The following is a 25,431-nucleotide window of genomic DNA, read 5'->3' on the forward strand; positions in this document are numbered from 1 at the left end:
ATCCCACAAGAACTGCTTTTTTGGAGCAACCTAGTATGTCGATGGCTGATCGTGACGGTGTTATTTGGCTGGATGGAGAAATGGTGCCCTGGCGTGAAGCCAAAGTGCATGTACTGACCCACACCCTGCATTATGGTCTGGGCTGTTTTGAAGGCGTGCGAGCTTACAACACCGCTGAAGGCGCCGCTATTTTCCGCATGAAAGATCACACCGACCGGCTATTCCGTTCAGCCCACATTTTGAATATGAAAATGCCGTTCAGCAAAGACGAAATCAACGCCGCCCAGTTGTCTGCGGTACGGGACAACAATCTGGACGAAGCCTACCTGCGCCCGATGGTATTTTATGGCTCCGAAGGCATGGGCTTGCGCGCCGACAACCTGAAAACGCACGTCATGGTTGCGGCCTGGAATTGGCCATCGTATATGTCGCCAGAAGCCAAAGAGCAAGGCATTAAGGTGCGTACGTCTTCCTACACCCGCCACCATGTGAACATCACCATGTGTAAGGCCAAGGCTAACGGCAACTACATTAACTCCATGCTGGCACTGCAAGAAGCCGTCTCCAGCGGATGTGAAGAAGCCCTGCTGCTAGACAACGAAGGCTACGTGGCTGAAGGCTCTGGCGAGAATGTGTTTATTCTGCGCAACGGCGTGCTGCACACCCCGGAACTGACGTCCTGCCTGGAAGGCATTACCCGCCAGACCATCCTGGACTTTGCCAAAGAACTGAACATTGAAGTGAAAGAACGCCGCATTACCCGTGACGAAGTCTACGTGGCTGAAGAAGCCTTCTTCACCGGCACCGCCGCCGAAGTTCTGCCCATCCGCGAGCTAGACGGCCGCGCCATTGGTACGGGTAAACGTGGTCCGTTGACTGAAAAATTTCAGGCCATGTACTTTGATGCGGTGAAGGGCAAGTCACCCCGGCACCGGGATTGGTTGTCGGTGGTTAACGGCTGATAGCTTAAGAGTTGATAACTCAAGGTGCAAAAGCTGCTGTTCGTTGCGCGCAATCGCGCAGCAGCTTGCTGTTTTAATGATTGATCGTGTAGGTGTAATAAATGGCAGATGTCATAAAAGTTCCGGTTTCCTTCGGTGAAGTTCTCGACAAAATCACGATTCTTGAAATCAAATCGGAGCGCATCAAAGATGACACGAAGCTCAAAAACGTCAAGCTGGAACTGAACGAGCTAAACGCAACATGGACCGATGCGGTCAGTGACCAAAGCGCCATCGCGCAACTACGACAGCAACTCAAGGCGGTCAATGAAGAGCTTTGGGTGATTGAAGACGACATTCGTGATCAGGAGGCCGGCCAGAATTTTGGTGCCCGCTTTATTGAATTGGCACGGGCGGTTTATGTCACCAACGATAAACGTGCCTCTTTGAAAAAAGACATCAACCTGGCGCTGGGTTCGCGCTTTGTTGAAGAAAAGTCTTATCAGGATTACACCGCTCGTAAGTAACTGCTTCTCTTTAACATTAAGTCCGGAGTCAGGCCCCGCGTTCTGGCTCCGGCAGCTTTGTCCGTATCCACTTATCCAACATGTCAGTGGCGTCTGCCACTTCAACCAACTCCATTGCGCCTTCAAACTCTGCCTTTGTGCCCCAGCGAGCCTTGCTCGCAGTTGTATGTGCAAACGTTTGCAGCGCCTGGTCGTAACGATTAACGCACCAGGACAACGAATTATACGGCCCTGAACGCAGCGGGTTACTGGCGGCATACAGGCCTAATACATCAGTGCCCATTGCGCTGGCGATATGCGCCGGGCCGGTATCCGGTGCGATAACAATATCGGCGCGGCTCAGCATTGCGGTAAGTTGCTTCAGGGTGTCTTTGCCACAAATATTAACCGGCGCTTCCTGCATGGTTTGCACAATCGCCGCACAATAAGCCATCTCGAAAGGTGCGGGGCTGCCCACCAGTGTTACCTGCATGCCGTGCTGGCGGATCGCATAATCTGCGAACTGTGCGTAGCGCTCGGCCGGCCAGTTTCTCAGTTTGTGACTGGCGCAGGGGCTGATAACCATATTGGCGCGATCATTCGCAAGGTGGGCATCGGCAAAGGCGTAATCGCTTTCAGTCAGTGGAATCTTCCAGTGCGGCGGGGCTGGTTTTAACCCTAAGGGTTCCAAAAAACTGGCCAGGCAGTCGCGTACGTGTTGGCGCTGTGCCGGCGCGATACGGCGGTTGATGATCAAGCCGTGCAGGTCTTTGCTGCGGGCCTTGTCATACCCCACCCGGATCGGTGCAGAAATGCACGCTGCGGCAAGATTGGCGCGCAGGGCAACTTGCATGTGTAACAAGGCATCAAACTTGCGGCCCTTCAGTTGTTTATATAGGCCTGCATAAGCGCTGCGTCCGGTTTTTTTGTCAAAAACAATGAATTCTACGCAGGGCAAATCGCCAATTAATTTGGCTTCAATTTTGCCAATGATCCAGGTGATGCTAACGCCTGGAATCTGTTCCTGCAGGCTGAGCACAACCGGGATCACATGAGTGACATCGCCAATGGCGGAAAGCCGGAGAATGCAGATCGATTTCATCGAATGAATATCCGTTGATGCCCGACAAAACAGTGGCTGGAGCTTTGCGGCGGTTCGTTGATAAACTAGACGTTATTCTATCTTACTTGCCAGCCAAGGTCGCGACGGCCTCAAGGCTGGGTAAAGAGCTGTTGGCAGCTGCGGGGTTTCATGGCTGAAGTTGAAGTGTTCAAGCGGGAAATGCAGTGTGTGTTACTGATTCATCCCAAACTGGCTCACGGCGTGACATTTGACTGGTTTGACCCTGCACACTGGGGCAATTGTGCCCGGCTTGTGGACAGCGGAGGACGAGGCGGAGCCTGGTTTCTTAACGCCGATAGCGGCGACTGTGTTTTGCGAGAATACCGGCGTGGTGGTCTGGCATCACGGCTATCCCGCTGTACTTATACCTTTGCCGGCGAGGATCGGGTGCGCTCCATAATGGAGTTTCGCATGCTGATGCGGTTATCAGCACTGGGCTTTCCAGTGCCAAGACCGGTCGCCGCCTATTATAGGAAATTGCCGGTTCTACGTTATCAGGCGGCGATCATCGTCGAGCGTATCTCCGACACAGCACCACTGGCGGACCTGATTGATACCCGCTTGGATGCCGACTGGCACCGGTTGGGGCAGCTAGTACGGCGCTTCCATGATGCCGGTGTGCGCCACGCAGACCTGAATTGCTTTAACGTACTGGTGCGTGGTGACGAGTTCTACCTGATTGATTTTGACAAGGGGTGTATCATGCCGCCCAACAGCTCGCACGGCTGGAAAAATAGCAATCTCAAACGCTTTGCCCGCTCTGTTAAAAAAATCGCCGGTGAGCAGGTATTGAATAAGGTCTGGAGAGCATTTGAACATGGTTATAAAGGGAGTGTTGCCGCGTGACTGACAAACAAAAACAACAACCGAAAGCGCTGCCGGCCGTTTTGTGTTTGACCGATGCCTGTGACCGCCCGGAAACAGAGTTGTTTATAGGTCTCAAGCGCGCTGGTTTCGATGTGGATGTGATGTGTAACCCGCAAGGCCGAAATTATCAGCGCCTGGTTGATGAGAACATGGTCGTTCAGCCGATGGCTGTAAAAAGTCGCTTCGACAAAGACGGTATAGCGGCTATTCGGAAGCAGTTAAACACAAAGAAATACGACATTATTCACGCCTATAACCCCCGTGCTTTAGCTTGCGGTTTACAAGCATCAAAGGGCACTGAGATCAAAGTGGTCGCCTATCGGGGCGTTATTGGCAACGTCAGCTTTTTGAATCCTGAATCATGGATTACATTCCTGCACCCCCGGGTCAGCAAAATTGTGTGTGTGGCTGATGCCATCAAAGACTTTTTCTCCAGCCTGAAATTTCTGTGGCTACGAGTGCCTGCCAGCAAGCTGATCCGTATTTACAAAGGGCATGACCTGAGCTGGTACCAGGCCGAGCCGGCGGACCTGACGCAGTTTGGCGTTCCTGCCGGAGCTTTCGTGGTGTGCAGCACCGGGCGAAACAACCCGCGAAAAGGTTACGATATTCTGATCGACGCCGTCAGTAAGCTGCCGGCGGATGTACAGGTGCACCTCGTACTGGTGGGTGACGCCATCGACAACGCCGAGTTGCAGGCCCAAGTCAGCCAGTCAGCGCACCCGGACCGTGTTCATTTTACGGGCTATCGTAATGATGCCCCGGCCATTGCCGCTGCCAGCGATGTGTTTGTGTTGCCATCCACCGAGCGTGAAGGGCTGCCAAGAGCGGTAATTGAAGCCATGGCCTACGGTGTCGCGCCCATTGTTAGCCATGTTGGCGGCATGCCTGAACTTGTGGAAAAGGGCGTTAGCGGGCTTGTGGTCCCGCCAAAAGATGCTGCTGCCCTTGGCGCAGCCATAGAGCAGCTCTACCGCAACCCGGAGTTAACAAAACAATTTGGGCAAGCTGCTCAGGCGCGTATCGAAAACCACTTTCATACCTCGCAAACCGTTCGTGAAACCTCGGAGCTATACCGCTCCCTGTTAGGCAGCCACTGAATGCGCCGGTATCTTTTTTTTGTTAATCAGCCTTATTCCTACTCTATTTTGCGACCCTTGCAGGATGAAATACGAAGCCGTGGTGACGAAGCCGCCTGGTTTGTAGCGGGCTGCTCTGCTGAGCCATTGCGCCCCGATGAACAGCGTTTAAAAACCGTTGCAGATGTGATGGCCTACCAGGCCACCGCAATGTTTGTTCCTGGTGACTGGGTTCCCTATTTTTTCCCTGGCATCAAGGTTGAAGTGTTCCACGGCATGGCGCGCAACAAACGTGGTCATAGCAGCGAAAATGAAAGCGACCATTACCGCATCCGCGGCTGGTTTGATCTCTACTGCACTCATGCCGTCAGCGACACCGCAAAATTTCAGACACTGGCGCAGCAGCACCAGCATTTTGCCGTAGCTCATACTGGCTGGCCAAAACTAGACCCTTTGATGTCAAAGCCTGTCGCAGGCCGGCGTAAACGCGCTGATGGCGAGCTACCAGTGGTGTTTTTCGCCTCTACGTTCAGTCGTTCGGTAACCGCGGCGCCGGCGTTGGTGGATAAAATTGCCGAGCTGGCTGCAAGTGGTCGCTGGCAGTTCATAGTGACGCTGCATCCGAAAATGGACCCGGCAGTGGTACAGCAATACCGCAGTCTGGCCGGTGAAAATTTGAGATTTGTAGAAAGCGATGAAGATCTTCTGCCCATTCTTCCGCAGGCGGATGTGATGCTGTGCGACACGTCGTCAATCATGTTCGAGTTTATGTTTCTGGATCGCCCGGTTGTTACTTTCAGAACCAAAATGCCGGGGCCTTACCTGATCGACGTCGATGCCGTTGAAGAGCTGGAACCTGCGCTGGTCAAAGCCATGGATTACCCGGATGGGCTGATGAGCGCGGCGCGCAGTTTGTGTGATGATTTGCACAGCTTTCGTGATGGGGCATCAAGCGCGCGCGTTCTGAATGCTATAGACAACTTCTTGGCCAAAGAGAAGGCTGATTTACGTAGCAAGCCATTGAATTTATTGAGAAAAATTAAGGTGAGACGTCGCCTGCGCCGAGAGCTCAGATTATTCGACGATGGACGCTGATGGATAATTTTTCGAATAAATCCGATGTGAACGTGTTTGTGCTGACGCTAAAAGGTTCAGTGGATCGTCAGTTGCGTATTAAACAGGCTCTTGATAAAGCTGACATTGATTTCGAGTTTTTCTGGGGTGTAGATGGTCGTAAAGGCCCGCATCCGTTGCTGGCTCTCTACGACGAGCCAAGGCGAATGCGGACGAAGGGCCAACCGATGACGCCCGGTCAACTCGGTTGTTTTGCGAGCCATTTCAATATTTGGACGCGTTGTGACAAGGAAGACAAAAACTGTATCGTTCTTGAAGATGACGTGGTGTTTGACGCTGTCATGTTGAAGTCATTTATCGAGGAGATTCATCAGCTGCCCGCACACTTCGAATGCCTGCGATTGTTTGACAACAAAACCCGTAATCACAAGAGCTATGTGCTAGCCGAGTTTGAGCAAGTCCGTGTTTTGAGATACACCAAAGGGCCTATGAGTACGATGGGCTATTTTCTTACGCCGCGTGCTGCTCGCAAATTTTTGGCTTCTAGCAGCCCAGTGTTCCTACCAGTTGACATCTATATGGACAGATACTGGGTGAACGGTGTTGTGTGCCTAGGAATTCAACCAGCCTTTGTATTTCATGATTACGGCTTTGAGTCGTTGATCGGCTACAACAAGAAAAATGGGAGGCGTTCCTTGTTTACGCGTTTGAACAGGGAGCTTTTTACCTTAAGCGAACGGTTGCGGCGTTTTTTTTACAATCTGAGATTGAACAAAAGGTTTCTTGGAAATAGGGGTGAGTGAATGATCTGTAAGATTCATGCGATTTGGCTTGGCTATAAAATGCCACCTCTGTCACACGCCTGTCTGGATGATTGGGCAAAAATGGGATTTGAGTACAGGTTGTGGACGGAATCCGATGACCTGGTCATGGATTGGATAGAGTCATGTTCCTTTGCTAAGGCCTGCTATGAGCGCGGTCTTTACGCGTTCGTTTCGGATTATCTCAGATTGAAAATTCTTCAAGAGGAAGGTGGGCTATATCTTGATACGGATGTGACTATCCGAAGGGATCCTTTTCCTCTTTTTTTGGAGAAAAAATTCGTCATAGGATATGAAACCACTGAATACTTGGGTACGGCCGCGATATACGCAAATAGAGATTCGATAATATTGGCTGAACTGATCACGTTTTATGAGTGCGGAATATGGGAATCTCCTCTTTATATCGGGCCCCAGATCGCTACGCATTTTATTTTGGGACAGGGGCTTTTTGAAAAAGAAAAGTGCGACTTGCTACCTACCACTTTTTTTTACCCATACCAGCAGGAGCCGTTGGGTTTTAAGTGCCCCGAAGAGAGTTATCTGGTGCACTGGTTCCAGCACAGTTGGAAGCGTTCACCAAGAATGATCTTTCTGAAGTCAAAACACTTGGGCGTGTTGGGTAAGCTCTATGTGCGACAGAAGTATTTTTTTCGGGGTTTTTCTTGAACTGGGTTGGGGGTGGTTTCAAGTGAGATAAACCGGAAGCTGTAGATAATTCCGAAGAAAACAGAGAACATGTATATTCCATTGGCAGAATAAAAATAGGACTCAAAACAATTAACGGCTATCCAAAAAAGCGTAACAATGAGCGAAAACGTCTTCCATGTTTTTCGCACTGATGGCTCTGTTGCCACAAAAGTGAAAATAGGGGGCCATAATATTAAAAAATAAACGAGACAAGCTCCTACTAAGCCAAAGCTCAAAATGGTTTCTATGTGCGAGTTATGCAGGTGTGTGAAGTTGGATTTCACCGACTCGGGAAGGCGTTCTGATTCACTAATAACCAGTTCTCTTGAGTCTTCGCCGCTACCCAGTATCGGCCGTTCTTTGATCCACTCCCATCCCTCCAGCCAGAGATGAATTCGCACTCCAATGCTTGTGTTATCGGGAATAGCTTCAAACTCCATGTTTACGATCTTTGACAGAGTGTATCCCTCGGTAGACACGCGGTTTTTAATTATATCGAGGCTTGAAGCAGCGCTTATTATGAGTGTAAATACGAGATAACTGATGAGCATTGTTCTTTTTGATGTTCGCGAATGTGAAATTGCGGTATAGGCCAGAGGTGTTAGAAAAAGACATGCGACCAAGGCAAGCCAGACTTGCCTTGATTGGGTAATAATTACAATAAGGGTAAAGAAAGCAATAAAGACCGTAGCGATTGTCTTCTTCAGAATTTCCGGTGTAAAACTGAGATTAATCTTTACAAGAAATAGGAATGCGGCGGCAATCACTCCAAAACCTGCAAAAAGTGAAGTGTATTGTGCATTTACTACACTGAAGTCGATGCGCGCTCCGCCGAGGCCGCGAAAAAGCTCGCCGAAGAAATCTGCTGAATGGCTGATATATATCCCGAGAATGCTGAGGCAATATGTAAAAAGGATCGCTGCAATTCTCTTGTTCTTCCCTTGCGTCCAATAAGCAATAAACCAGAAGAAGAAAAAGCTATAGAAAAAAAATGGAGAGGGTGATGCCTTGGCAAGTTCGGGGATTTGAAGTCTGCTGTTGGCCCAGCTCAAAATCGGAACGATTAGAGATATGAAGAAAGCAATAACAACCGGGTCTTTTCTCACTGTGCGGGCATTATAATAGGCGGATAAAAGCGTACCGATCACAACGAAAGAAAAGAAAACGTCACCCAGATCTCGGTAAAATCTCTTGAACAGGACAAATCCTAATACGCAGGTAAACATTGCGAGCGAAAAATTCCGTCCTTTTACAGCAGACTCCATATTCTTAATCAAGATGTCACCAAAGTTTGACCAGTTTGAATGTGCCCCGTGGGCAGATTCTCTGCTGTAAGTTAAGTCGGGGCTATTCTCGATCAGAGCAAGAAGGGCGGCGGTCGAGAGTCCAAAGCCCCACGTATTTATTAAAAGTAACCTGGGCATAAGTCACCGCGGTCAGATAGCCCACTGCGCCGTCGAGAAAGCCAAAGCGGATGAAATACACCTGAACAAATGTCATCAGCCCTCTGAGAGTAGGGTAAAGCATGGTTCGGGTTTTCTTACCTCTGCGATGTTTCTCCAGCGACCCCAGCCACGCATATTTCGCACTTTTTTCCAGTGAGTGGCCAAAATCCCGATGGGTATAGTGGGTCAGTCGGCCGCGAAGTGTTTTCGTTTTTCGGCCTTTGGGTATCAGGATGCGTTCGTGCACCAGTGCATCGGAAAAGCTTACGCCCTCACGGCGGAATAACCTTAATGGTGCGCGTCCGCTGCGGCCGAAGTCCAGGCGGGCACCGTAAATAGTCACTGCCCAGGGCAGTTTGTAGGCGTCTGCGTCAGGCGCCGCGAGCCGGTGATTGATTTCACGGCCCAGCTCAGGGCTGATGCGTTCGTCGGCGTCTAGCGACAGCACCCATTCCCCGGTTGCTTTTTCCAGAGCTCGCTGTTTTTGAACACCAAAACCGGGCCAGTCTGTCACCTCAACACTATCTGCGTACCGCTTCGCGATTTCGACGGTTCTGTCAGTACTTCCGCTATCAAGAACGATAATTTCATCTGCTACCAGCCTCGCCGATTGCAGACATTCGGCAATATGATGCTCTTCGTTTTTGGTGATGATGGTGGCCGATACTTTTACCGATCGCCGCCCGGTATACGATGCGCTGAGCTCGTGGAACAGTGCCGCAGCAACACCCGAAATCGACAGCAGGTAAAAGGTCAGGAAAAGTGTGCGGTTGAACGTGGCTTCGGTCAGTCCGAACAGGAAATAGCCGGCGCTGATCATGGTGCCGGTTGCCGCTAGGTGAGCGCTCGGCTTGTGCGTGCTAAAAAGATGCCGGCCGAACAGTGCCAGCGGTATCAGCAGCAGCAGCGCCCAGCTCAGAATTCCTGGAACGCCGCTGGTTGCAGCGACGTTGAAAAAGTCACTGTGGGCATGGCCGGTGCAGCATTGAAGCAGAACTTCCGGCGACTCTCCCGATGCTACGGCAGCCTCTATGCCGCGGCCGTAACCGCCAAGCCCTTTACCGGTCAGCGGGTTTTCGCTAAACATCTGCCAGGCCTGATCCCAGACTTTAAACCTGATGGCTATACCTGGGTCAGGATTGTTGTTCTGCATCAGATTGCGTAAGGAGCCCGCCATGCGATCATTACTGATAAGCGCGCCGGCCAGAATGACGGGAGTAACAAAGGCTAGGGCAATCCGCAGCCGCTTCCCAAACAGCGGCATCAACAGAAGCAAAAGCACAGGCAGAGCAATCAGATTGCTGCGGGTTTGCGAAAGCGTGGCGACAACAACGGCAGCAGCTCCCAGGAATAGCAGTAAAAAACCTGCGGACTGGCGCCGTGTGTATAGGAAGTAAATACCGCCGGTCAGGGTGGTCATGCCGCCCAGGAGCGCAATGTTGCCAAAGACGATGGGATTGATGCCACCTCCGAAGCGGCCGTTTAATAGCTGCTCGACCGAACCATGACCGGAGATCAAGGCAGCTGAAAGCAAAGCCAGGGTCGACACCGACAGTAGCGCGGTGCCTGCAAAAACGATGGTTGCGCCAATACGTGCGTAAGTGAGCGCCAAAAGCAGTGGCCAAAGCAGAATAAAGCGGGCGTGAGTGCCCAATGTTTTGCCACCTTCGTAGCTGAAGCCTTCCAGAGCCCAGGAGGCTGTGCTTACAAGAACAAAAAACCAAAAGGCAAAATGCAGCAGTCGCAATTCCTTTGGTTTGTCCCAGCCGTTGTTGTATAGAATTTTGCGATAGCCGATCACCATTCCCGCAATCGCAATAAGCAGCGTTGTGGCCGCTAATATTGTTGACGACAGAAGCGCTCCACCGATGCCAAAGCAAAAAAGCAGGGCGATGAGCCAGCGGCCAGGTGTCGTCATAAATTTATCCGTGCAATATTTGGGATTGGCATAAGGCGTTGTGTGCGCGGCGATCAGCGTTTTCCGTTGGTCGTTTTCAGCACACCCTATCGGGATTATAAGGATTGATTTCCCCAGGCGGCCGATGTCTTAAGCGTTTGTATTCCCATTGATACTGCGCCGGTATTTTGCGGATGCAATGCTCTATGGACTGGTTCATTGCAGTGCTAGCCTGAACCAGATCTTTGCTATTCAGGTTCGGTTCGGCTTCGCGCACAACAAGGCGGAAGCCCTCAGCATTATTGAGCCGTTCGGTGTAAGTCATTAGCACCTTGGCGCCGGTGCGTTGCATCAGCTTGGCCACTAATGTCATCGTTTTCACTTCCATGCCAAAAAAGGGCGCAAAGGCGTTGCCTGCGCCGCGCGGCGATTGGTCGGGAAGTATACCGGCAACGCCGCCTTCACGCAGAAGTGCAGCAAGCCTTGCAAGCCCGCGGCGGTCACCGCGGACCAGTTCCGACCCTAACCGGCCGCGTACCCTGATCATGTAGTCTTCAAGTTCGGGAACGTTTGGCGGGCTGTAAAGCGCGGCCATTTTGTAGCGTGAGGAAAAAAACAGCCCCGTCAATTCCCAGTTGCCAAGGTGAGGTGCTAGCAAAATCAATCCGCTGCCATCGGCCATGGCCTCGTCAAGCAGCTCCAGACCTTGGGTGTCTTTTACCAGGTCAAGGCATTTGTCGACCGGCCACTCCCACATTAACGGCACTTCAAACATGGTCATTCCGGTGTTGGCCAATGACGCCTTTGAGAGGTCTGCGCGCTCTGTCGGTGTTAATTCAGGTAGGCAGATCGACAAATTGGTCGCGGTGACGTCACGGGGCTGTGTCGGCCATTTCCACAACAGCCATCCCACCATGCGCCCCAGGCGCTGGGCAGTGGCAAGTGACAGTGAACCCGCAATTCGCAGCAGTCCCGCGATAAGAAAATATTTTAGCTTATTCATTTGCGCCCGTATCGGTCTTCGTATCTGACAATGTCGTCTTCCCCGAGATAGGAGCCAGATTGCACTTCAATGAGTTCCAGATTTATCACGCCGGGGTTTTCTAGAGAGTGCACCTGTCCCACAGGGATGTAGGTAGACTGGTTTTCGGTCACCAGATAGGTTTTCTCGCCATTGGTGACTTTGGCGGTGCCGCTGACCACAATCCAGTGTTCCGCGCGATGGTGATGCATCTGCACCGACAGCTTGGCCCCAGGCTTCACGGTAATCCGTTTAACCTGATAGCGTTCGCCGCTGTCGATGGAGTCGTACACGCCCCAGGGCCGATAAACTTCCCGATGGTTCAGGTGCTCGTGGCGTCCGTCTGCTTGCAGCTGCGCCACCAGTTTTTTTACATCCTGCACTTTGTCTTTGTGTGCCACCAGCACCGCGTCTTTGGTTTCTATGATCACCAGATCGTCAACGCCAAGTGTCGCCAGTAAGCGGCTGTCGGCGCGCACCAGGGTATTATTGGTGTCCAGAGTCATCACGTCGCCACTGGTACTGTTACCGTGGGAATCCTTCGGGCTGACTTCCCACAACGCAGACCAGGAGCCGATATCACTCCAGCCAGCGTCCAGTGCGACAACTGCCGCAGCGTCGGTTTTTTCCATTACCGCGTAGTCTACCGATTCATTCGGGCACTCCGCGAAACGGGCCTCGTCGATACGGGTAAAATCAAAATCCTGACTTACGTTTTCCATGGCTGCCTCGCAGGCGGCCAGAATATCCGGGCGATGTTTGCCCAACTCCTCCAGATAACGGCCGGCGCGAAACATGAACATGCCGCTGTTCCACAGGTAGTTGCCAGATTCCAGGTAGAATTTTGCGGTTTCTACATCGGGCTTTTCAACAAAGGCTTTAACAGTGTGGCCGTGCTCGTTAATGGCCTCGCCGTGGCAGATATAACCGTAGCCGGTTTCCGGATGTGTTGGCGTAATACCAAACGTAACCAGTTTGTTGGCTTGTGCCAGGGTGCTGGCCTGTTGAACACACCTTTGAAAGGCCGGCACATTCTGAATAAGATGGTCTGCGGCAAGAACCAGCATTACCGGGTCTTCTTCGCCTTGCTGGCGGGCCTTTTGCAATTGCAGTGCGGCGAGCGCGATGGCCGGCGCTGTGTTACGGCCGCAGGGCTCGAGTATAATATGAGCACTCTGAAAGCCCGCCTGGCGCATTTGCTCAGCGGCAATGAAGCGGTGCTCTTCGTTACAGATGATCAGCGGCGGCTGCACCGGCAGGCCATTGAGCCTGGCGACGGTGGATTGCAGCATGGACCACTTCGGGTCTGTCAGTTTCAGAAACTGTTTGGGATTGAGCTGGCGAGAAAGTGGCCAAAGTCGTGAACCAGTGCCACCGGCCATAATTACCGGATAAATCATGAGCCTACTCCGGGCTTGATTGAGCGCAAAAGCGCCGTGATGAACTAAAGTGCTGATCCGCCTAATGTTACCACAGAGAGGTGATTATATTGCTTTTGCCCGAGTCACAATTAAAGCCCCAGCAGGAATTCGCCGGCAAGCTTCCGGTTTCTGTGTATTACATCACCCAAAATGAAGAAACGCGCCTGCCCGAATCGCTGGCAAAGGTAACAGGCTGGGCGGATGAAATTATTGTGGTCGATTCCGGCAGCACCGATAAAACACAAGCCATTGTGGAAAGCGCTGGTGCGCGTTTTGTGCACAACCACTGGCAGGGCTTTGCCTCACAAAAAGCGTTTGCGGCCAGTCTGTGTCGCAATGACTGGGTGTTGGACCTAGACGCAGACGAAGTACTGTCTGATGCCTTGGTCGACAATATTAAGGAGCGTTTTTCCGCGCCGATTGAGGATGATATAGCGGGATTTCGGATGCGTTGGGTGTTGTCTCAGCCTTATCCGGAACATCCTTTTCGTTATGATCGTCCCAAGAAGATTCTGCGCCTTTACCGCCGTTCAAAAGCCGCGATCAAGCCGGAAAAAGACAGCAACAACGATCGTCCACAAGTTCGCGAAGGGCGCGTTGAGTATATTAGAGGGGATGTACTGCACCGGACGCTCATCACGCTTGGGCAGATGGAAGAAAAGTATCGTCAGCTATCGTCAGAGCAGGCGAGGTTTCTGGCAGCGAAAGGTCGCCGTATTTCTTCGTTGAGACTGTTTGGAGAATTCCCGCTGAAATTTCTGAAGTACTATTTGCTACGCCGTCAGTTCATGAACGGCTGGTTCGGCCTCAGTTTGTCTATCATCGCGGCAAATCGAAATTTTATGCGATTGGCAAAAGCGAAAGAACTTCAGGTATTGGCGCAGATTGAGCGCAGAAAAAGCGCAGAAGCCGGTGCCAACAAAGAATAAGGGCAGGGCCACTTTAAGATCGCACGAGGGCCTTATGATAAACCGCTACAGTGCTGTTGATCATGGCCTCTATCGTCAATTCTTTGTAAGCGCGTTTCCGAGAACAGGCCTGGTCGTGGTGAACGGTGGGTAGGTCACTATTCAACAGCTTGGCGAAACCATCGGAGCTGTTGCCGCGGTAAATATGGTGTTCCGGCAGAAACTCATTGGCAATAGGCACGTTGGTCGAAATGACCGGTTTTGATGCCAGCATGGCCTCGGCGAACACATAGGAAAATCCCTCCCGCTGTGACGAGATGACCACGCCATCGGAGGCGGCCATTAACGCTGGAATGTCATCGCGATGGCCGAGCAGGGTAACCCTGTGTTGCAGTTCGTTATCGAGAATTTTCTGTTGTAACAGCGTTTTGTCAGGGCCATCGCCGGCAATATACAGGCAACCTTTCACGCTTTTGAAGCTGTCGATCAGGAAGTCGAAACCTTTCACGCTTACCAGGCGCCCAACGGCAAGCCATACCGGTTTTGGCGCGGATGTTATCAGCGTTTCTGAAGGGGTTGCCTCGCCGTATTCGGCTGGCAGACCGTTGTACACAACCTGAACCTTGGCGCACGGTAAGTGCTCAGCAAGCGCGTTGCTGACGGCAATCACCGCGGTGAAGCGGTGCAAGGCAGGGTAGCGGGATTTGAAACCGTGAAAGCTGGCCACCAGGGCTGGCGCAAGTGAGTGCGAAAAACGCGCTAGTGTTGCTATTAGCGCAGCGGCTTTGGTGCCCTGAGCATGTACCACGTCGTACTTCCCGTCGCGAATGTGCTTATAAAGCCTCGCTAATAACAGAGGGTTGTAGCGTGACTGTTTTGGGTTCAGCGCAATGCGCCCAATTCCTTGATCGAGTACATGCTGGTGCGCAGTGGCGCAGATGACGGTCACGCGGTGGCCGGCTTTTGCCAGGCCGTTCGCCAACTCACGGGTGTGTTTCTCCAATCCGCCAACACCGGGGTTTGCCGATACCATTACCAACAGAGTTTTCAAAGTGTTCGAATCGGCCATCGCTATCGCTCCCGTGCCGCCAGAACGCGTTCATAGACGCCCAGGGTCGTGTCTGTTTGCGCCTGTAGTTTGAAGCGGTAGGGGATTTCGATGGTGTGTTGGTCGTGGCTGAGCAAGTGCTGAGCTGTTTTTGCAAAGCCGGACACATCGTCTGGTGTGACCAGTCCTTCGCGAAAGCAAGCTTGCAGGGTTTCGGCGGCACCGCCGCGGTTAAACGCAGCAACCGGCGTACCGGATGCCAGGGCCTCAGTGACAGTGCGACCAAAGGGTTCGGGTTTGGTGGACAGGTGACACACCAGGTCGGCTAGCTGGTACAGCTCTGCCATATCGCTGCGCTGGCCCAGAAAACTGACGTGCTGCTGCAGGCCTAGTTGGTCGCGGCGCTGGGTCAGCTCTGCCATAAAGTGTTCTTTGCCGGGTTCGGCCCCACCTACCACAATACCGTGGTAAGGCCGTTCGTTTGCTCCAACAGGGGTGTTATGAACCAGCTCAGCCATCACCTCCAAAAACTGTAGCTGTCCCTTCCAGCGGGTAATTCGCCCGGGCATCATCAGAATGCGCTTATCACGCAGTTGGGGATAGCTTAGCAATAAATCCTGGCGCCACTGCTCAGATGGCGGGCGCTTGCGGAAGTAGTTCACGTCAACACCGCGCTGAATCACGGTAATCTTTTGCTCCGGTACAGAAAACTTGTTGATCACGTAGTCTTTTACACAGTTCGACACCGCAATAATATGATCCGCTTTGGTCATTACCGCGCTGTAGGGGCTTACCGAATACATACCGTGGAAGCTACTGACAATGGCCGGTCTCTGTTGTTTATTAAGGGTTTTGAGGGCTAGGTGGATAATCCAGGCGGGCATGCGTGACCGCACATGTACAATGTCTGGTTGCACCTCTTTCAGCAGCCGCGCCATTGGCAGTATCTGGCCAAATGAGGCCAGTGATTTGCGGTGTATAGGCATGGTGATGTGGGTGCTGCCCTCTTGCTCCAGCATTTCCGCCAGTGGCCCACCGCTAGACACAACATAGGAACAATGGCCCAGATGCGCTAGCTGTCTGGCGAATTCGACGGTGCCCCGCTCTACACCACCACTGTGCAGCGCTGGCAGCGCCTGAAGAATTTTCATCGTTAAAGTCCAGTTGATAAAAAGTGTTTCATAACCCAGCGTGCCGCAGCGTCTGCTTGCCAGAATAGAATACGTGATCCGGGGCTAGCGGTCATAACCTTGTAGTGATCATCCCAGGTGGCCACCAAATGTTGATCTTGCATTGCGGCCAGGCCCAACGCAACGCGGCTGCGGCGCTTGGCCGGCAATTGGAACACCCCGGTGGGTACGCCAGACGTTGCCGCTTCGCACACCATTGAACTGCTATCTGGGGTCACCCAGGCGCAGCGGCTGTGCGCCAAGGCGTTGCTCAACCAGTGTTCACCGGTGTCCTGCGGTGTTAACACCTGAATGCGGTTGGTTTCCAGCGCAGCCAGGGCTTGCTGACAGCTGGCGGGCGTGCGTCGGGAACTGCTGATAACCCAGCTCCATTTTGGGTACTTGTGTAGCAGCTCGTGAATCTGGGCCATTATCGCGTCATCGCTCCAGAAAAAATGCGCTGATGGACCGCCTACTAATATCAATCCACGGGGCTGCGTGCACATTTCTTTTATTGGGGTGATGGCATTGATGGCGCCCTGGCTCAGAAACAGGTTCGGGCCGGGTTTCACGCTGTCGTGTTGGGGGATAATGGCGCCGTCTACCCAGCGCAGGGGGAAGCCCGGCTTCATCAGCACCAATGTGCGCGCGCCTTTGAGCTTGCGCATGGCCAGCAGCATTTTGTGGGTTCCGGAGCCGGCAGCAATAATCAGGTCTGGTTGCGGCAGGGCAGGCATCAGAACAGGTGGCCGTCCCAGCAGTACTCGCCATAGTGGCGTCTTGACGGTGCTCACGTCTACCCAGTGCAGCGAGGCGCCAGCCAGCACCCGCAGGCGGTTGCCCAGGCCTTTGAGTTGGTTGCGGTGGCCCGGTTTGTTGTCGGTTAGCAGCCAGATAACCGGACAGGATGTGTTAGCGTTTGCGGCCATAGAAGCCTGGGTCATCTGGATCGGGTCGGGTTTTGAAACGACGGTGCATCCATAGGTACTGGTCCGGTGAACGTTTTATTTCCTGCTCTATGGTCTGGTTGATCGCGGTTGCGTCAACAAGGTCGTCGCCACTTGGAAAGTTCTCCAGAGCCGGGTGAAAGTAAATGTCGTAGCCCGGTTTGCCGCTGCGGCGAAAGTGGCTAAATGGTACCACCTTGCAGCCACTGCGTTCGGCAATGCGGGAGGTGGCGGTAATGGTGCCGGTTGGTATCCCGAAAAAAGGCGCAAACACGATGTCTTTGCGGCCGTAATCCTGGTCGGTAGCGTACCAAACGGCGTGGTTCTGTTTCAGACTGCGAAACAGTCCACGCAAGTCGCGCGCGCCATGCACCATGCCGTAGCGGCGCTCGCGGGCCCGAGTCATTGTCGCGTTCACCAACGGGTTGTTATGGTCCCGCTGCATGACGCTTGATTCTATAAAATGGGTGGCAAGGCTGCCCCCCATTTCCAGGGTGCTGTAGTGCCCGCCGACCAACAGCACGCCTTTGCCGCCTTCCAGCGCGCGTTCGAAGTGCTCCAGCCCATGTAAGGTGGTAATGGCTTTGAGTTTGGCGGTATCGCAAAACCAACACACACCAATTTCCATCAAGCCAATGCCATTGGCGATAAAAGATTTTTTGACCAATTCGCGTTGCTGCTGCTCAGTGAGTTGCGGAAAACACAGGCCAATGTTGGTTTCGGTAATGCGCCGCCGGCTGCTACTTAGGCGTAAAACCAGACGACCCAGGCCGGAGCCGAGCCACCACTGCGCGCGTAAGGGTAGCTGTGCGACCAGCCACATAAAAGACATGACAGCCCAAGTAGGCCACCAGCGTGGGTGACGATACGCGCTCAAATCAGTATTTCGCGGTTGTTTACGGTATTTCTTCTTCACTAAGGTCAAACTCGCAAGTCTTTGAAGTTTTGGGTAAGCCAGAGCACCGGCAAGCCCGGTCGCTAGCAATAGCGGGTGCCGCTGTTAAAGGCAAATCGCTGGTGTTTGGTCTATGATAGCGCACTGCCTTATTCGGAGCCCGCTGTGCTGCAATTTATCTATTCCCAACTGATCCGCCTGCTGCTGCCTTACATTTTTCTGCGCCTGTGGTGGGGCGGTCGCCATTCTCCGCGCTTGCGCCGTAACTGGGCTCAGCGTCTTGGCTTTGCGCCGGCGGTCAGCTCACCTGTTATCTGGGTACACGCGGTGTCGGTAGGGGAGACGATTGCCGCGGCACCCATGGTACGGCGACTTTTGGAGCGTAATCCGGATGTTACCATTTTGATGACGGCGATGACCGATACCGGGCTAGCCCAGGCTCAGAAAATGTTTGGCAATAAGGTGCAATACGCTTACGTGCCTTACGATACACCAGGCGCGGTAAAGCGTTTTCTGGCGCGGGTTCAGCCAAGTATTCTGGTTATCATGGAAACGGAGATCTGGCCTAATCTAATCAGTCAGAGCCGTAAAGCGCACGTGCCTGTGTTTTTGATCAACGCGCGCCTGTCGGAGCGTTCGGCGCGGGGTTATGAGCGCGTTCGAAGTTTGGCGAGACCCGTCATGCAGAGTATTAGCTGGGTGGCGGCGCAAGCTGAGCAAGATGCAGCGCGGTTTCGTCGAATTGGCGTGGCGGCTGACAAGATTGCCGTTACTGGCAGTGTGAAGTTTGACGTGGACATTGAACCGCGGGTGCGTGAGCAGGCTCAGCAGTTGAAGGCGCAGTTTGGCGGTCGCCCTGTCTGGATCGCCGGTAGCACCCACGATGGTGAAAGTAGGCAGCTGCTTAAAGCCCACCGAAAACTACTGGCGGCTGTACCCGATGCCCTGATGATTATTGTGCCGCGCCACCCCGAGCGTTTCGAACTGGTTGCCAGCGCTGTTACAAAGGCAGGTCTCAGCCTCGCTCGTCGATCGTTGAACGATAGCCCCGCTGCTGCTCAGGTGTATTTAGGCGATACAATGGGCGAATTGATGATGCTGTATGGCGCCAGTGATCTTGCTTTTATTGGCGGCTCGTTGATTGAGCGCGGCGGCCACAATCCTTTGGAACCGGCGGCCTGGGGGATAGGGGTGATCTCTGGCCCCCACGTATTCAACTTCGAGTCGATTTATAAGTGCCTGCAGGAGCACGACGGAGTAACCATCGTAGAGTCTGCTGGGGAGTTGTTAGTGTGTTTGACTCGGCTCTTAAATAATCAACAGGCGTTGCACGAAAGCGGTCAGCGCGCTTTGGCAGTAGTAGAAAGTAACCGAGGCGCGTTGGACCGCGTGGTGGCAGGCATCAGCCAGCGGGTTTAGGCCCGCCGGCTGAAAAATGCGGTTACCGGCTTACTGGCTCATTGTTTGGCTATTTAACGTTGTGTCGTCGTTGGCCAGGGCTTCGATGCCCGGCGCGTTTGCGCTCAGCCAATTGTTCAGCTCTACCAAGTCCTGCGGGCTTAGGGTGCCAGCCGACTGTTTAAGCCGCAACGAGTTCACCACGTAGTCGTAGCGGGCGTTGGCGAAGTCTCGCAGCGCTACATAGTAAGCGCGCTCGGCGTCCAGCACTTCTACAATGTTACGTGTGCCTACGTCATAACCGGCACGGGTGGCGTCCAGCGCGCTGCGCCGCGATATAATAGTCTGATCCAGCGCCGCTGCGGTTTGAATGTTGTTATTGATGGTCAAAAAGCGACTGCGGGTGTTCACGCGAACGTCACGGCGCACCGTGTTCAGCGACTCTTCGGCCACCGTCAGCAACGAACGCTGCTGGCGCACACCGGCTTGAATGCCACCGCCGGAGTAAAGTGGAACGTTTAGCTGGAAGCCAATAACGCCCTGGGTGGTGGTGCCGTTGCGCTGCTGGGTTAACGGGCCGCTGCTATCAAGGCCGCCGATTTTGGACGTGCCGTAAGACGCCTGAAAATCCACCGTTGGATAATGCCCGGCCTTGGCCGCTTTCAGAGTTTTTTCGCTGGCTTTCAGGTCAAAAATGGCCGCCTGAATGGTCCAGTTCTGCTCCAGCGCGGTGGTTTCCCACAAATCCGGATTCATCGGCTCGGGCGGGTTCAGGGGAAAGTTCTGGCGCAGATTTTCAAGCTGCTCTGTGTATTCGCCGGTTAAACGAGCCAGCTGCTCGCGGGCGATGTTAAGACTGTTTTCCGCAGCAATTCTCTGGCTGCGGCTGTCATCAAACGTGGCGCGGGCTTCAAGCACTTCGGTAATCGCAATCAAACCCACATCGAAGCGTTCCTGGGCCTGGTCGTATTGGCGCTGTATAGCGGTTTCGGTGGCTCGCAGGGTGGTCACTGTGTCTTGCGCCCGCAGTACGTCAAAATAGGCTGAGGCCACATCCAGAATCAGCTGCTGTTGGGCAAGATGGTACTGGGCGCGAGCCGAGTCGGTCTGGAATTTGCTGGCATCGTAGTTGAACCAGGCATCTGCGCGAAACACTGGCTGGGTCAACTGCAGGCCAAGGCCCAGGGTTGTGTAATCCACATTCTGTGACGGGCCGTCGCTATCCGTATAATTAGCATCGGCGGAGGCGCCAAGCTGCGGCAGCAATTTGCTGCGGCTGATATCGCTGGCTGCCTGCCGGGCTTCAAAACTGGCGCGGGCAGACGCAATTCCGGAGTCGTAGGAAAGTGCTTTTTCGTAGGTTTCAATCAGGTTCATGGCAAGCACGGGCGTAGCCGCAAAAAGGCCGATAAGCCCGGATAGCAATTGTTTCTTCATTCTGTCTCCTGAGAACCTGTGCGCTTGGGCGAGTGCCCGCTTGATGGCAAGCAAATCTGTACCACCTATTATGGCCAATTATCGCCGGCAGCTCTACCATTGTAGAATACATGTATTTTAAAATTGTACTCAAACTCAATACTCGCCCTAAACCTACGCATAACTTGCAATCAGCGCTGGCCAGCGATTATCTTTCATAATTGTTTTTAGCTTAGGGCAACCCATGACCAAACCGTTCCAGTTTCAAGCCAACAACGTCAGCGTCGAAAAGCGTGAAACCGTGTTTCAGGGTTTTTTCCGCATGGACAAACTGTGGCTAAGCCACCCGCGTTTTGACGGCCGCACCATGCCCACTTTCACCCGCGAGCTGTTTGTCCGCGGCGACGCCACCTGCGTGCTGCCTTATGATCCGCAGCGCGATCAAGTCGTATTACTGGAGCAGTTTCGCCTGGGGGCGATCGGGCGCAACCAGTCGCCCTGGCTGCTGGAGCTGGTGGCGGGCATGAACGAAGAGGGCGAAAACCCGGAAGACGTGGCCCACCGCGAAGCCGACGAAGAAGCCGGGCTGAGTTTTAAGCGTCTGGACCCTATTTGCAGTTACTTGGTGTCGCCCGGAGGCACCACCGAAATGATTTACCTGTATTATGGTGAAATCAGCAGTGCTAACGCCGGCGGTCTGTTTGGCCTTGAACACGAACACGAGGACATTCGCGCGCACGTGCTGGCTGCTGAAGACGCCATAGCGATGATCAAGGACGGTCGTATCAACAACGCCGCCGCCATTATTGCTTTGCAATGGCTGGAGCTGAATCGCCCGCGCCTGCGGGAAGGTATGAATCGATGAATCAGTGGACCATGAAACCCAAACGCTATGTGCCAGACCTGCGGCAGTTGGGCGCTTTGGGTGATGGTAATTATCAAAGGCTGCGTAAGCTGCGCCAGTTGGAAGCCAACGGTCAGCCCGTTGCAGAGTTCGAGCTTCACCGAGAACACCAGTATTTAGGCCGGGTGCGTATCGAAATTCTGCAAACCGCGCGCTTTACCGAAACCCTGCTACTTGAGCAGGTGCACAACGCCGGGCGCTGGCTGAACAATCCGCAAATGACCGTGCGGGTTTATCATGATGCCAGTATGGCGGAAGTGATCAGCTGTTACCGTGATCGCCAAATTGCGCCGGTGAACGATTACCCTAATCGCTATATGCACCATCCCGATGAAAAAATGCAGGTGAACAGTTTTTTGACTGACTGGCTGGATTACTGCCTGCGTTTTGGCCACCTGCCAATGGAGCATGCGGTCTGGACATCGGGTGACTGCCAGAATTAATTCCGCCCAACCGTTTTGATAACCTGCTGAACCGCACAAAAACACGGCCTGAATTGGCCAGAATGTGACTTCTTTAGCATTCAGCAAAGGGTCCGTAAGCTCCGGGGAGCGTAAACTGGGGGTCACCCTTAAACGCGATGTTTGCCGGATCTGCTCCATGATGACTCAATCCCTGTTGCAAGAGTTGCAAGAGCTGCGACCGCTTAGAGTTCTGCAGCTGACAGACCCCCACCTGAGTGCCGACCGCGATGCCAGGTTGCTTGGCATTAACACTCGCGACAGCTTGGCGGCGGTGATTGATGATGTGCTGAAACACGGCGGTCAGCCGGATTTGGTGCTGGCCACCGGTGATTTGGCACAGGATGGCAGCGTTGATGCCTACGAGGCGCTGGCGCGGGCGTTGGCGAGATTCGATTGCGACAGCCTGTGGATTCCGGGTAACCACGACAATACCGAGCGGCTGTGGCCGGTTGCCCGCCGCTACCGTGCCGAGCGCAAACACCTGAAGCAGGGCGGCTGGCAGATTCTGATGCTGGACTCATCGGTACCGCACAAGGTGCACGGCGAGTTAACCCAGCGAGAGTTGGAATGGCTAGACGCAACCCTGGAAGCCAACCCCCGGTTGCCCGCGCTCATAGCTCTGCATCATCACCCGGTGGATATAACCGCCAACTGGATGGCAGACATTGGCCTGCACAATCGTGACGCTTTCTGGGCAATTATTAATCGCCACCCACAGGTTAGGGTTGTTACCTGGGGCCATATTCATCAGGAAGTGGACCGGCAGGAAAACAGCGTGCGCCTGTTGGGCACGCCCTCAACCTGTATTCAGTTTACCGCCGGCGCCCGTGAGTTCTCGGTTGAAGAGCGGGCACCCGGGTACCGTTGGTTCGAGCTGGGCAGCGCCGGTGGGTTCACTACTGAGGTGCACCGGGCGCTGGATTTCAAGGTGGTGCTGGATCGCGACAGCGGGGGTTACTAAGCGCTGCTCAAGCGGCTTGCTCTGCCAGTTTCTGGCGCAGCTCTTTGGCAGCGCTCACCATGGCCCGCAGCGCTGGCTGCACTTCCTCCCAACGGCGGGTTTTCAGGCCGCAATCCGGATTTACCCACAACCGCTGCGCCGGAATCCGTTCTGCTGCCTTGTTCATCAAGCCGGTAATCTGATCGACCTGCGGAATGTTCGGGGAGTGAATGTCGTAAACACCGGGGCCAATGTCGTTAGGGTAGTCAAAGTTCTTGAAGGCGTTCAGCAGTTCCATGTCGGAACGCGACGTTTCAATGGTAATCACGTCGGCATCCATGCGGGCGATGGCAGCGATAATGTCGTTGAACTCCGAATAGCACATGTGGGTGTGAATCTGGGTTTGATCACTCACGCCATTGGCGGTTATACGGAAAGCGTCTACCGCCCACTGAAGATAGCTGTCCCAATCGGTCTGGCGTAATGGCAGACCTTCGCGCAGCGCCGCTTCGTCAATCTGGATGATTTTTACGCCAGCTGCCTCCAAATCCTGCACTTCCTCGCGAATAGCCAGCGCCAACTGTAAACAGGTGTCACGGCGGGGTTGATCGTCGCGCACAAAGGACCAATTCAGAATGGTGACCGGGCCAGTCAGCATGCCTTTAAGCGGTTTGCTGGTGAGCGACTGAGCGTAGTTTATCCAGTCCACCGTCATCGCTTTTGGCCGCGAGATATCACCGAATAGAATCGGTGGCTTCACACAGCGGGAGCCGTAAGACTGCACCCAGCCAAAGCGACTGAACACATAGCCGTCTAGCTGTTCGCCGAAATACTCCACCATGTCGTTACGTTCGGCTTCACCGTGCACCAGTACATCCAGTCCCAATTCTTCCTGCTGGCGGACACAGTGGGCGATTTCCTCGCGAATGCGCTCTTGGTAAGCGGCGGCATCCAGCTCACCCTTGCGAAATTGCAGTCGGGTTTGGCGAATCTCAGCGGTTTGCGGAAAAGATCCGATGGTGGTGGTTGGAAAGGCCGGCAGATTCAAGTGCTGCTGTTGCAGAGCAATGCGTTTGCCAAACAGGCTCTTACGCTGGCCCAGTTCGGGCGTGATCGCCGCCACCGATGCGGCTACTTTTGGATTGTGCACCCGCGGTGAATGGCGACGGCTGGCCAGCGCTTGCGCGTTGGCGGTAAGTTCTGCGGCAACAGTGTTGCGGCCGTGAGTTAAGGCGCGGGCCAGCAGGTTCAGTTCTTCCAGTTTCTGTTGGGCGAAGGCCAGCCAGTTGCTTACCTCGGCATCCAGCTCGGTTTCCTGGGTCAGATCCACCGGCACGTGCAGCAGTGAACAAGACGGCGCGAGCCATAGCCGATCACCCAGTTTCTGCTGTATTGGCTCCAGCCAGTCCAGCGTTGCCGTCAGGTCGGTTTTCCAGATGTTGCGACCGCTGATGATTCCTAACGACAACACTTTGTGGCTTGGCAACCAGTCAACCAAGCGTTGAACTTCCGCTGGTGCGCTAACGGCGTCCAGATGCAGGCCCGCCACTGGCAGCTCGCAGGCCAGCTGAAGGTTCTCGCGCAGCTCGCCAAAATAGGTGGTCAACAGCAGCTTTACCGGTGCGGATTTGAACTGGTGGTAGGCCAGCGTAATGGCATGGCGCCAGTCGCTGTTCAGTTCGGTGACCAGCGCCGGCTCATCAATCTGTACCCAGCTGGCGCCATTGTCCGCCAGGGTTTGTAGCAGTTGGCCGTACACTGGCAGCAGTTTGTCCAGCAGGGCCAGGCGGTCGCTGTCGTCTTTGCTTTTGCCAAGCAACAGATACGATACCGGGCCAAGAATCACCGGTTTTGCGGCGACGCCTTGCGCGCGGGCTTCAGCCAGTTGGGCAACCAGGCGATTGGCGTTCAGACTGAACTCGGTGCCGGCATGAAACTCCGGCACGATGTAGTGGTAGTTGGTGTCGAACCACTTGGTCATTTCGCCTGCGTGGCACTCGTTCATCTCAACCGCACGGGCGGGACTACAGGCACTGTCGCTGGCGGAGCGGCCGCGGGCCACGCGGAAATAACGGTCCAGCTCGGTGCCGCTGGCGCGCTCTGGCAGGTTGCCCAGGGTAGAGCTCATGTCCAACACTTGGTCGTATAGAGAAAAGTCCCCCACCGGCACCCAGTCCAGCCCCTGCGCCTGTTGCTGCTGCCAGTGTTTGGCGCGTAAGGTGGCTGCGGTAGACTGCAGTTCGTCAGCGTTAATTCTGCCCTGCCAGAAAGCTTCCTGAGCGAATTTTAGTTCGCGCTGAGCGCCAATGCGAGGAAATCCCAGGTTGTGGGTAATGGCCATGTTCATCTCCGGAATAAAGCGTGTGTTTTGATTGCTATTGGTTATGAGTAACCACATTACCCCCGAGTAGTTATGAAAAATAATGGTATTATTTCACATATCCATGAATTCTATTC

The 25,431-nt window shown here is 53.9% G+C and carries 23 protein-coding genes; 12 read left to right on the top strand and 11 right to left on the bottom strand.

Going from position 1 to position 25,431, the window contains the following annotated elements; translation table 11 throughout:
* The first annotated feature begins 35 nt into the window (after positions 1–35).
* Both MIH19_RS03755 and MIH19_RS03760 read left to right on the top strand, forming a co-directional pair.
* Positions 36–962 (top strand): branched-chain amino acid transaminase, encoded by a 927-nt coding sequence (locus MIH19_RS03755; protein WP_249007610.1) that lies wholly within the window; start codon positions 36–38, stop codon positions 960–962.
* Between the two features lie 101 nt (positions 963–1,063).
* Positions 1,064–1,468: a DUF6165 family protein gene (locus MIH19_RS03760; protein WP_249007611.1), complete on the top strand. Its 405-nt coding sequence runs from the start codon at positions 1,064–1,066 to the stop codon at positions 1,466–1,468.
* 28 nt (positions 1,469–1,496) lie between these two features.
* Here MIH19_RS03760 and MIH19_RS03765 read toward each other — a convergent pair whose 3' ends face one another.
* Positions 1,497–2,549 carry a glycosyltransferase family 9 protein gene (locus MIH19_RS03765; RefSeq protein WP_249007612.1) on the bottom strand — a complete coding sequence of 351 codons (1,053 nt, stop codon included), beginning with the start codon at positions 2,547–2,549 and terminating at the stop codon, positions 1,497–1,499.
* A gap of 150 nt (positions 2,550–2,699) precedes the next feature.
* Here MIH19_RS03765 and MIH19_RS03770 point away from each other — a divergent pair, with 150 nt between their 5' ends.
* From MIH19_RS03770 to MIH19_RS03790, 5 genes are read left to right on the top strand one after another with little or no spacing between them, the layout of a single operon-like run.
* Entirely contained in the window at positions 2,700–3,416 is a 717-nt protein-coding gene (locus tag MIH19_RS03770) for a 3-deoxy-D-manno-octulosonic acid kinase (RefSeq protein WP_249007613.1), read from the top strand.
* Entirely contained in the window at positions 3,413–4,537 is a 1,125-nt protein-coding gene (locus MIH19_RS03775; protein WP_249007614.1) for a glycosyltransferase family 4 protein, read from the top strand. The genes MIH19_RS03770 and MIH19_RS03775 overlap by 4 nt, the downstream gene beginning before the upstream one ends.
* Positions 4,538–5,611, top strand: coding sequence for a CDP-glycerol glycerophosphotransferase family protein (locus tag MIH19_RS03780; RefSeq protein WP_249007615.1), 1,074 nt, complete (start codon positions 4,538–4,540; stop codon positions 5,609–5,611).
* Positions 5,611–6,393 (top strand): glycosyltransferase family 25 protein, encoded by a 783-nt coding sequence (locus tag MIH19_RS03785; protein WP_249007616.1) that lies wholly within the window; start codon positions 5,611–5,613, stop codon positions 6,391–6,393. The genes MIH19_RS03780 and MIH19_RS03785 overlap by 1 nt, the downstream gene beginning before the upstream one ends.
* Positions 6,394–7,080: a glycosyltransferase gene (locus MIH19_RS03790; RefSeq protein ID WP_249007617.1), complete on the top strand. Its 687-nt coding sequence runs from the start codon at positions 6,394–6,396 to the stop codon at positions 7,078–7,080.
* On the opposite strand, the gene MIH19_RS03795 is transcribed toward MIH19_RS03790, so the two are convergent.
* From MIH19_RS03795 to MIH19_RS03810, 4 genes are all read right to left on the bottom strand, one after another.
* The gene (locus MIH19_RS03795; protein ID WP_249007618.1) at positions 7,041–8,366 is read right to left on the bottom strand and encodes an O-antigen ligase family protein; all 1,326 of its coding nucleotides are present in this window, start codon (positions 8,364–8,366) and stop codon (positions 7,041–7,043) included. The genes MIH19_RS03790 and MIH19_RS03795 overlap by 40 nt on opposite strands.
* An 82-nt stretch (positions 8,367–8,448) precedes the next feature.
* Positions 8,449–10,464, bottom strand: a complete 2,016-nt coding sequence (locus MIH19_RS03800) for an O-antigen ligase family protein (protein ID WP_249007619.1) — start codon at positions 10,462–10,464, stop codon at positions 8,449–8,451.
* A 76-nt stretch (positions 10,465–10,540) separates the two neighbouring features.
* The gene (locus tag MIH19_RS03805; protein ID WP_249007620.1) at positions 10,541–11,446 is read right to left on the bottom strand and encodes a lysophospholipid acyltransferase family protein; all 906 of its coding nucleotides are present in this window, start codon (positions 11,444–11,446) and stop codon (positions 10,541–10,543) included.
* Positions 11,443–12,864 carry a mannose-1-phosphate guanylyltransferase/mannose-6-phosphate isomerase gene (locus MIH19_RS03810; RefSeq protein ID WP_249007621.1) on the bottom strand — a complete coding sequence of 474 codons (1,422 nt, stop codon included), beginning with the start codon at positions 12,862–12,864 and terminating at the stop codon, positions 11,443–11,445. The genes MIH19_RS03805 and MIH19_RS03810 overlap by 4 nt, the downstream gene beginning before the upstream one ends.
* A gap of 95 nt (positions 12,865–12,959) precedes the next feature.
* On the opposite strand from MIH19_RS03810, the gene MIH19_RS03815 reads away from it, so the two are divergent.
* Positions 12,960–13,814 (top strand): glycosyltransferase family 2 protein, encoded by an 855-nt coding sequence (locus MIH19_RS03815; protein WP_249007622.1) that lies wholly within the window; start codon positions 12,960–12,962, stop codon positions 13,812–13,814.
* Between the two features lie 13 nt (positions 13,815–13,827).
* On the opposite strand, the gene MIH19_RS03820 is transcribed toward MIH19_RS03815, so the two are convergent.
* The 4 genes from MIH19_RS03820 to MIH19_RS03835 are packed head-to-tail and all read right to left on the bottom strand — an operon-like array spanning position 13,828 to position 17,789.
* Positions 13,828–14,862 carry a glycosyltransferase gene (locus tag MIH19_RS03820; protein WP_249007623.1) on the bottom strand — a complete coding sequence of 345 codons (1,035 nt, stop codon included), beginning with the start codon at positions 14,860–14,862 and terminating at the stop codon, positions 13,828–13,830.
* Positions 14,863–14,864: 2 nt separating this feature from the next.
* Positions 14,865–15,992, bottom strand: a complete 1,128-nt coding sequence (locus MIH19_RS03825; protein ID WP_249007624.1) for a glycosyltransferase family 4 protein — start codon at positions 15,990–15,992, stop codon at positions 14,865–14,867.
* Between the two features lie 2 nt (positions 15,993–15,994).
* Positions 15,995–16,939, bottom strand: coding sequence for a mitochondrial fission ELM1 family protein (locus tag MIH19_RS03830; protein WP_249007625.1), 945 nt, complete (start codon positions 16,937–16,939; stop codon positions 15,995–15,997).
* Positions 16,923–17,789, bottom strand: a complete 867-nt coding sequence (locus MIH19_RS03835) for a lipid A biosynthesis acyltransferase (protein ID WP_249007626.1) — start codon at positions 17,787–17,789, stop codon at positions 16,923–16,925. The genes MIH19_RS03830 and MIH19_RS03835 overlap by 17 nt, the downstream gene beginning before the upstream one ends.
* A 228-nt stretch (positions 17,790–18,017) precedes the next feature.
* On the opposite strand from MIH19_RS03835, the gene waaA reads away from it, so the two are divergent.
* Positions 18,018–19,271, top strand: a complete 1,254-nt coding sequence (gene waaA / locus MIH19_RS03840) for a lipid IV(A) 3-deoxy-D-manno-octulosonic acid transferase (protein WP_249007627.1) — start codon at positions 18,018–18,020, stop codon at positions 19,269–19,271.
* Positions 19,272–19,301: 30 nt separating this feature from the next.
* Here the strand turns inward: waaA and MIH19_RS03845 are convergent, their stop codons facing one another.
* Positions 19,302–20,687, bottom strand: coding sequence for a TolC family outer membrane protein (locus MIH19_RS03845; protein ID WP_249007628.1), 1,386 nt, complete (start codon positions 20,685–20,687; stop codon positions 19,302–19,304).
* A 223-nt stretch (positions 20,688–20,910) separates the two neighbouring features.
* Between MIH19_RS03845 and MIH19_RS03850 the strand changes: the two genes are divergently transcribed.
* The 3 genes from MIH19_RS03850 to cpdA all read left to right on the top strand — a co-directional run bounded on the left by MIH19_RS03850 (position 20,911) and on the right by cpdA (position 22,995).
* The gene (locus MIH19_RS03850; RefSeq protein ID WP_249007629.1) at positions 20,911–21,531 is read left to right on the top strand and encodes an NUDIX domain-containing protein; all 621 of its coding nucleotides are present in this window, start codon (positions 20,911–20,913) and stop codon (positions 21,529–21,531) included.
* Complete coding sequence (locus MIH19_RS03855) at positions 21,528–22,013, top strand: DUF1249 domain-containing protein (protein ID WP_249007630.1); 486 nt, start codon at positions 21,528–21,530, stop codon at positions 22,011–22,013. The genes MIH19_RS03850 and MIH19_RS03855 overlap by 4 nt, the downstream gene beginning before the upstream one ends.
* Positions 22,014–22,170: 157 nt before the next feature.
* Positions 22,171–22,995, top strand: coding sequence for a 3',5'-cyclic-AMP phosphodiesterase (gene cpdA / locus MIH19_RS03860; protein ID WP_249007631.1), 825 nt, complete (start codon positions 22,171–22,173; stop codon positions 22,993–22,995).
* Between the two features lie 7 nt (positions 22,996–23,002).
* On the opposite strand, the gene metE is transcribed toward cpdA, so the two are convergent.
* Positions 23,003–25,315 (bottom strand): 5-methyltetrahydropteroyltriglutamate--homocysteine S-methyltransferase, encoded by a 2,313-nt coding sequence (gene metE / locus MIH19_RS03865; protein ID WP_249007632.1) that lies wholly within the window; start codon positions 25,313–25,315, stop codon positions 23,003–23,005.
* Between the last annotated feature and the right edge of the window lie 116 nt (positions 25,316–25,431).

Origin of the sequence: Marinobacter sp. M1C (assembly GCF_023314135.1) — a bacterium.
Taxonomy (GTDB): domain Bacteria; phylum Pseudomonadota; class Gammaproteobacteria; order Pseudomonadales; family Oleiphilaceae; genus Marinobacter.

What these genes read in the sequence shown, in the direction of transcription:
- cpdA (WP_249007631.1), top strand. Translation starts at nt 22,171, where the DNA reads ATGATGACTCAATCCCTGTTGCAAGAGTTGCAAGAGCTGCGACCGCTT.
- MIH19_RS03755 (WP_249007610.1), top strand. Translation starts at nt 36, where the DNA reads ATGTCGATGGCTGATCGTGACGGTGTTATTTGGCTGGATGGAGAAATG.
- MIH19_RS03810 (WP_249007621.1), bottom strand. Translation starts at nt 12,864, where the DNA reads ATGATTTATCCGGTAATTATGGCCGGTGGCACTGGTTCACGACTTTGG.
- MIH19_RS03805 (WP_249007620.1), bottom strand. Translation starts at nt 11,446, where the DNA reads ATGAATAAGCTAAAATATTTTCTTATCGCGGGACTGCTGCGAATTGCG.
- MIH19_RS03800 (WP_249007619.1), bottom strand. Translation starts at nt 10,464, where the DNA reads ATGACGACACCTGGCCGCTGGCTCATCGCCCTGCTTTTTTGCTTTGGC.
- MIH19_RS03835 (WP_249007626.1), bottom strand. Translation starts at nt 17,789, where the DNA reads ATGTCTTTTATGTGGCTGGTCGCACAGCTACCCTTACGCGCGCAGTGG.
- MIH19_RS03830 (WP_249007625.1), bottom strand. Translation starts at nt 16,939, where the DNA reads ATGGCCGCAAACGCTAACACATCCTGTCCGGTTATCTGGCTGCTAACC.
- MIH19_RS03760 (WP_249007611.1), top strand. Translation starts at nt 1,064, where the DNA reads ATGGCAGATGTCATAAAAGTTCCGGTTTCCTTCGGTGAAGTTCTCGAC.
- MIH19_RS03765 (WP_249007612.1), bottom strand. Translation starts at nt 2,549, where the DNA reads ATGAAATCGATCTGCATTCTCCGGCTTTCCGCCATTGGCGATGTCACT.
- MIH19_RS03825 (WP_249007624.1), bottom strand. Translation starts at nt 15,992, where the DNA reads ATGAAAATTCTTCAGGCGCTGCCAGCGCTGCACAGTGGTGGTGTAGAG.
- MIH19_RS03795 (WP_249007618.1), bottom strand. Translation starts at nt 8,366, where the DNA reads ATGGAGTCTGCTGTAAAAGGACGGAATTTTTCGCTCGCAATGTTTACC.
- MIH19_RS03855 (WP_249007630.1), top strand. Translation starts at nt 21,528, where the DNA reads ATGAATCAGTGGACCATGAAACCCAAACGCTATGTGCCAGACCTGCGG.
- metE (WP_249007632.1), bottom strand. Translation starts at nt 25,315, where the DNA reads ATGGCCATTACCCACAACCTGGGATTTCCTCGCATTGGCGCTCAGCGC.
- MIH19_RS03770 (WP_249007613.1), top strand. Translation starts at nt 2,700, where the DNA reads ATGGCTGAAGTTGAAGTGTTCAAGCGGGAAATGCAGTGTGTGTTACTG.
- MIH19_RS03845 (WP_249007628.1), bottom strand. Translation starts at nt 20,687, where the DNA reads ATGAAGAAACAATTGCTATCCGGGCTTATCGGCCTTTTTGCGGCTACG.
- MIH19_RS03785 (WP_249007616.1), top strand. Translation starts at nt 5,611, where the DNA reads ATGGATAATTTTTCGAATAAATCCGATGTGAACGTGTTTGTGCTGACG.
- MIH19_RS03820 (WP_249007623.1), bottom strand. Translation starts at nt 14,862, where the DNA reads ATGGCCGATTCGAACACTTTGAAAACTCTGTTGGTAATGGTATCGGCA.
- MIH19_RS03790 (WP_249007617.1), top strand. Translation starts at nt 6,394, where the DNA reads ATGATCTGTAAGATTCATGCGATTTGGCTTGGCTATAAAATGCCACCT.
- MIH19_RS03780 (WP_249007615.1), top strand. Translation starts at nt 4,538, where the DNA reads ATGCGCCGGTATCTTTTTTTTGTTAATCAGCCTTATTCCTACTCTATT.
- MIH19_RS03850 (WP_249007629.1), top strand. Translation starts at nt 20,911, where the DNA reads ATGACCAAACCGTTCCAGTTTCAAGCCAACAACGTCAGCGTCGAAAAG.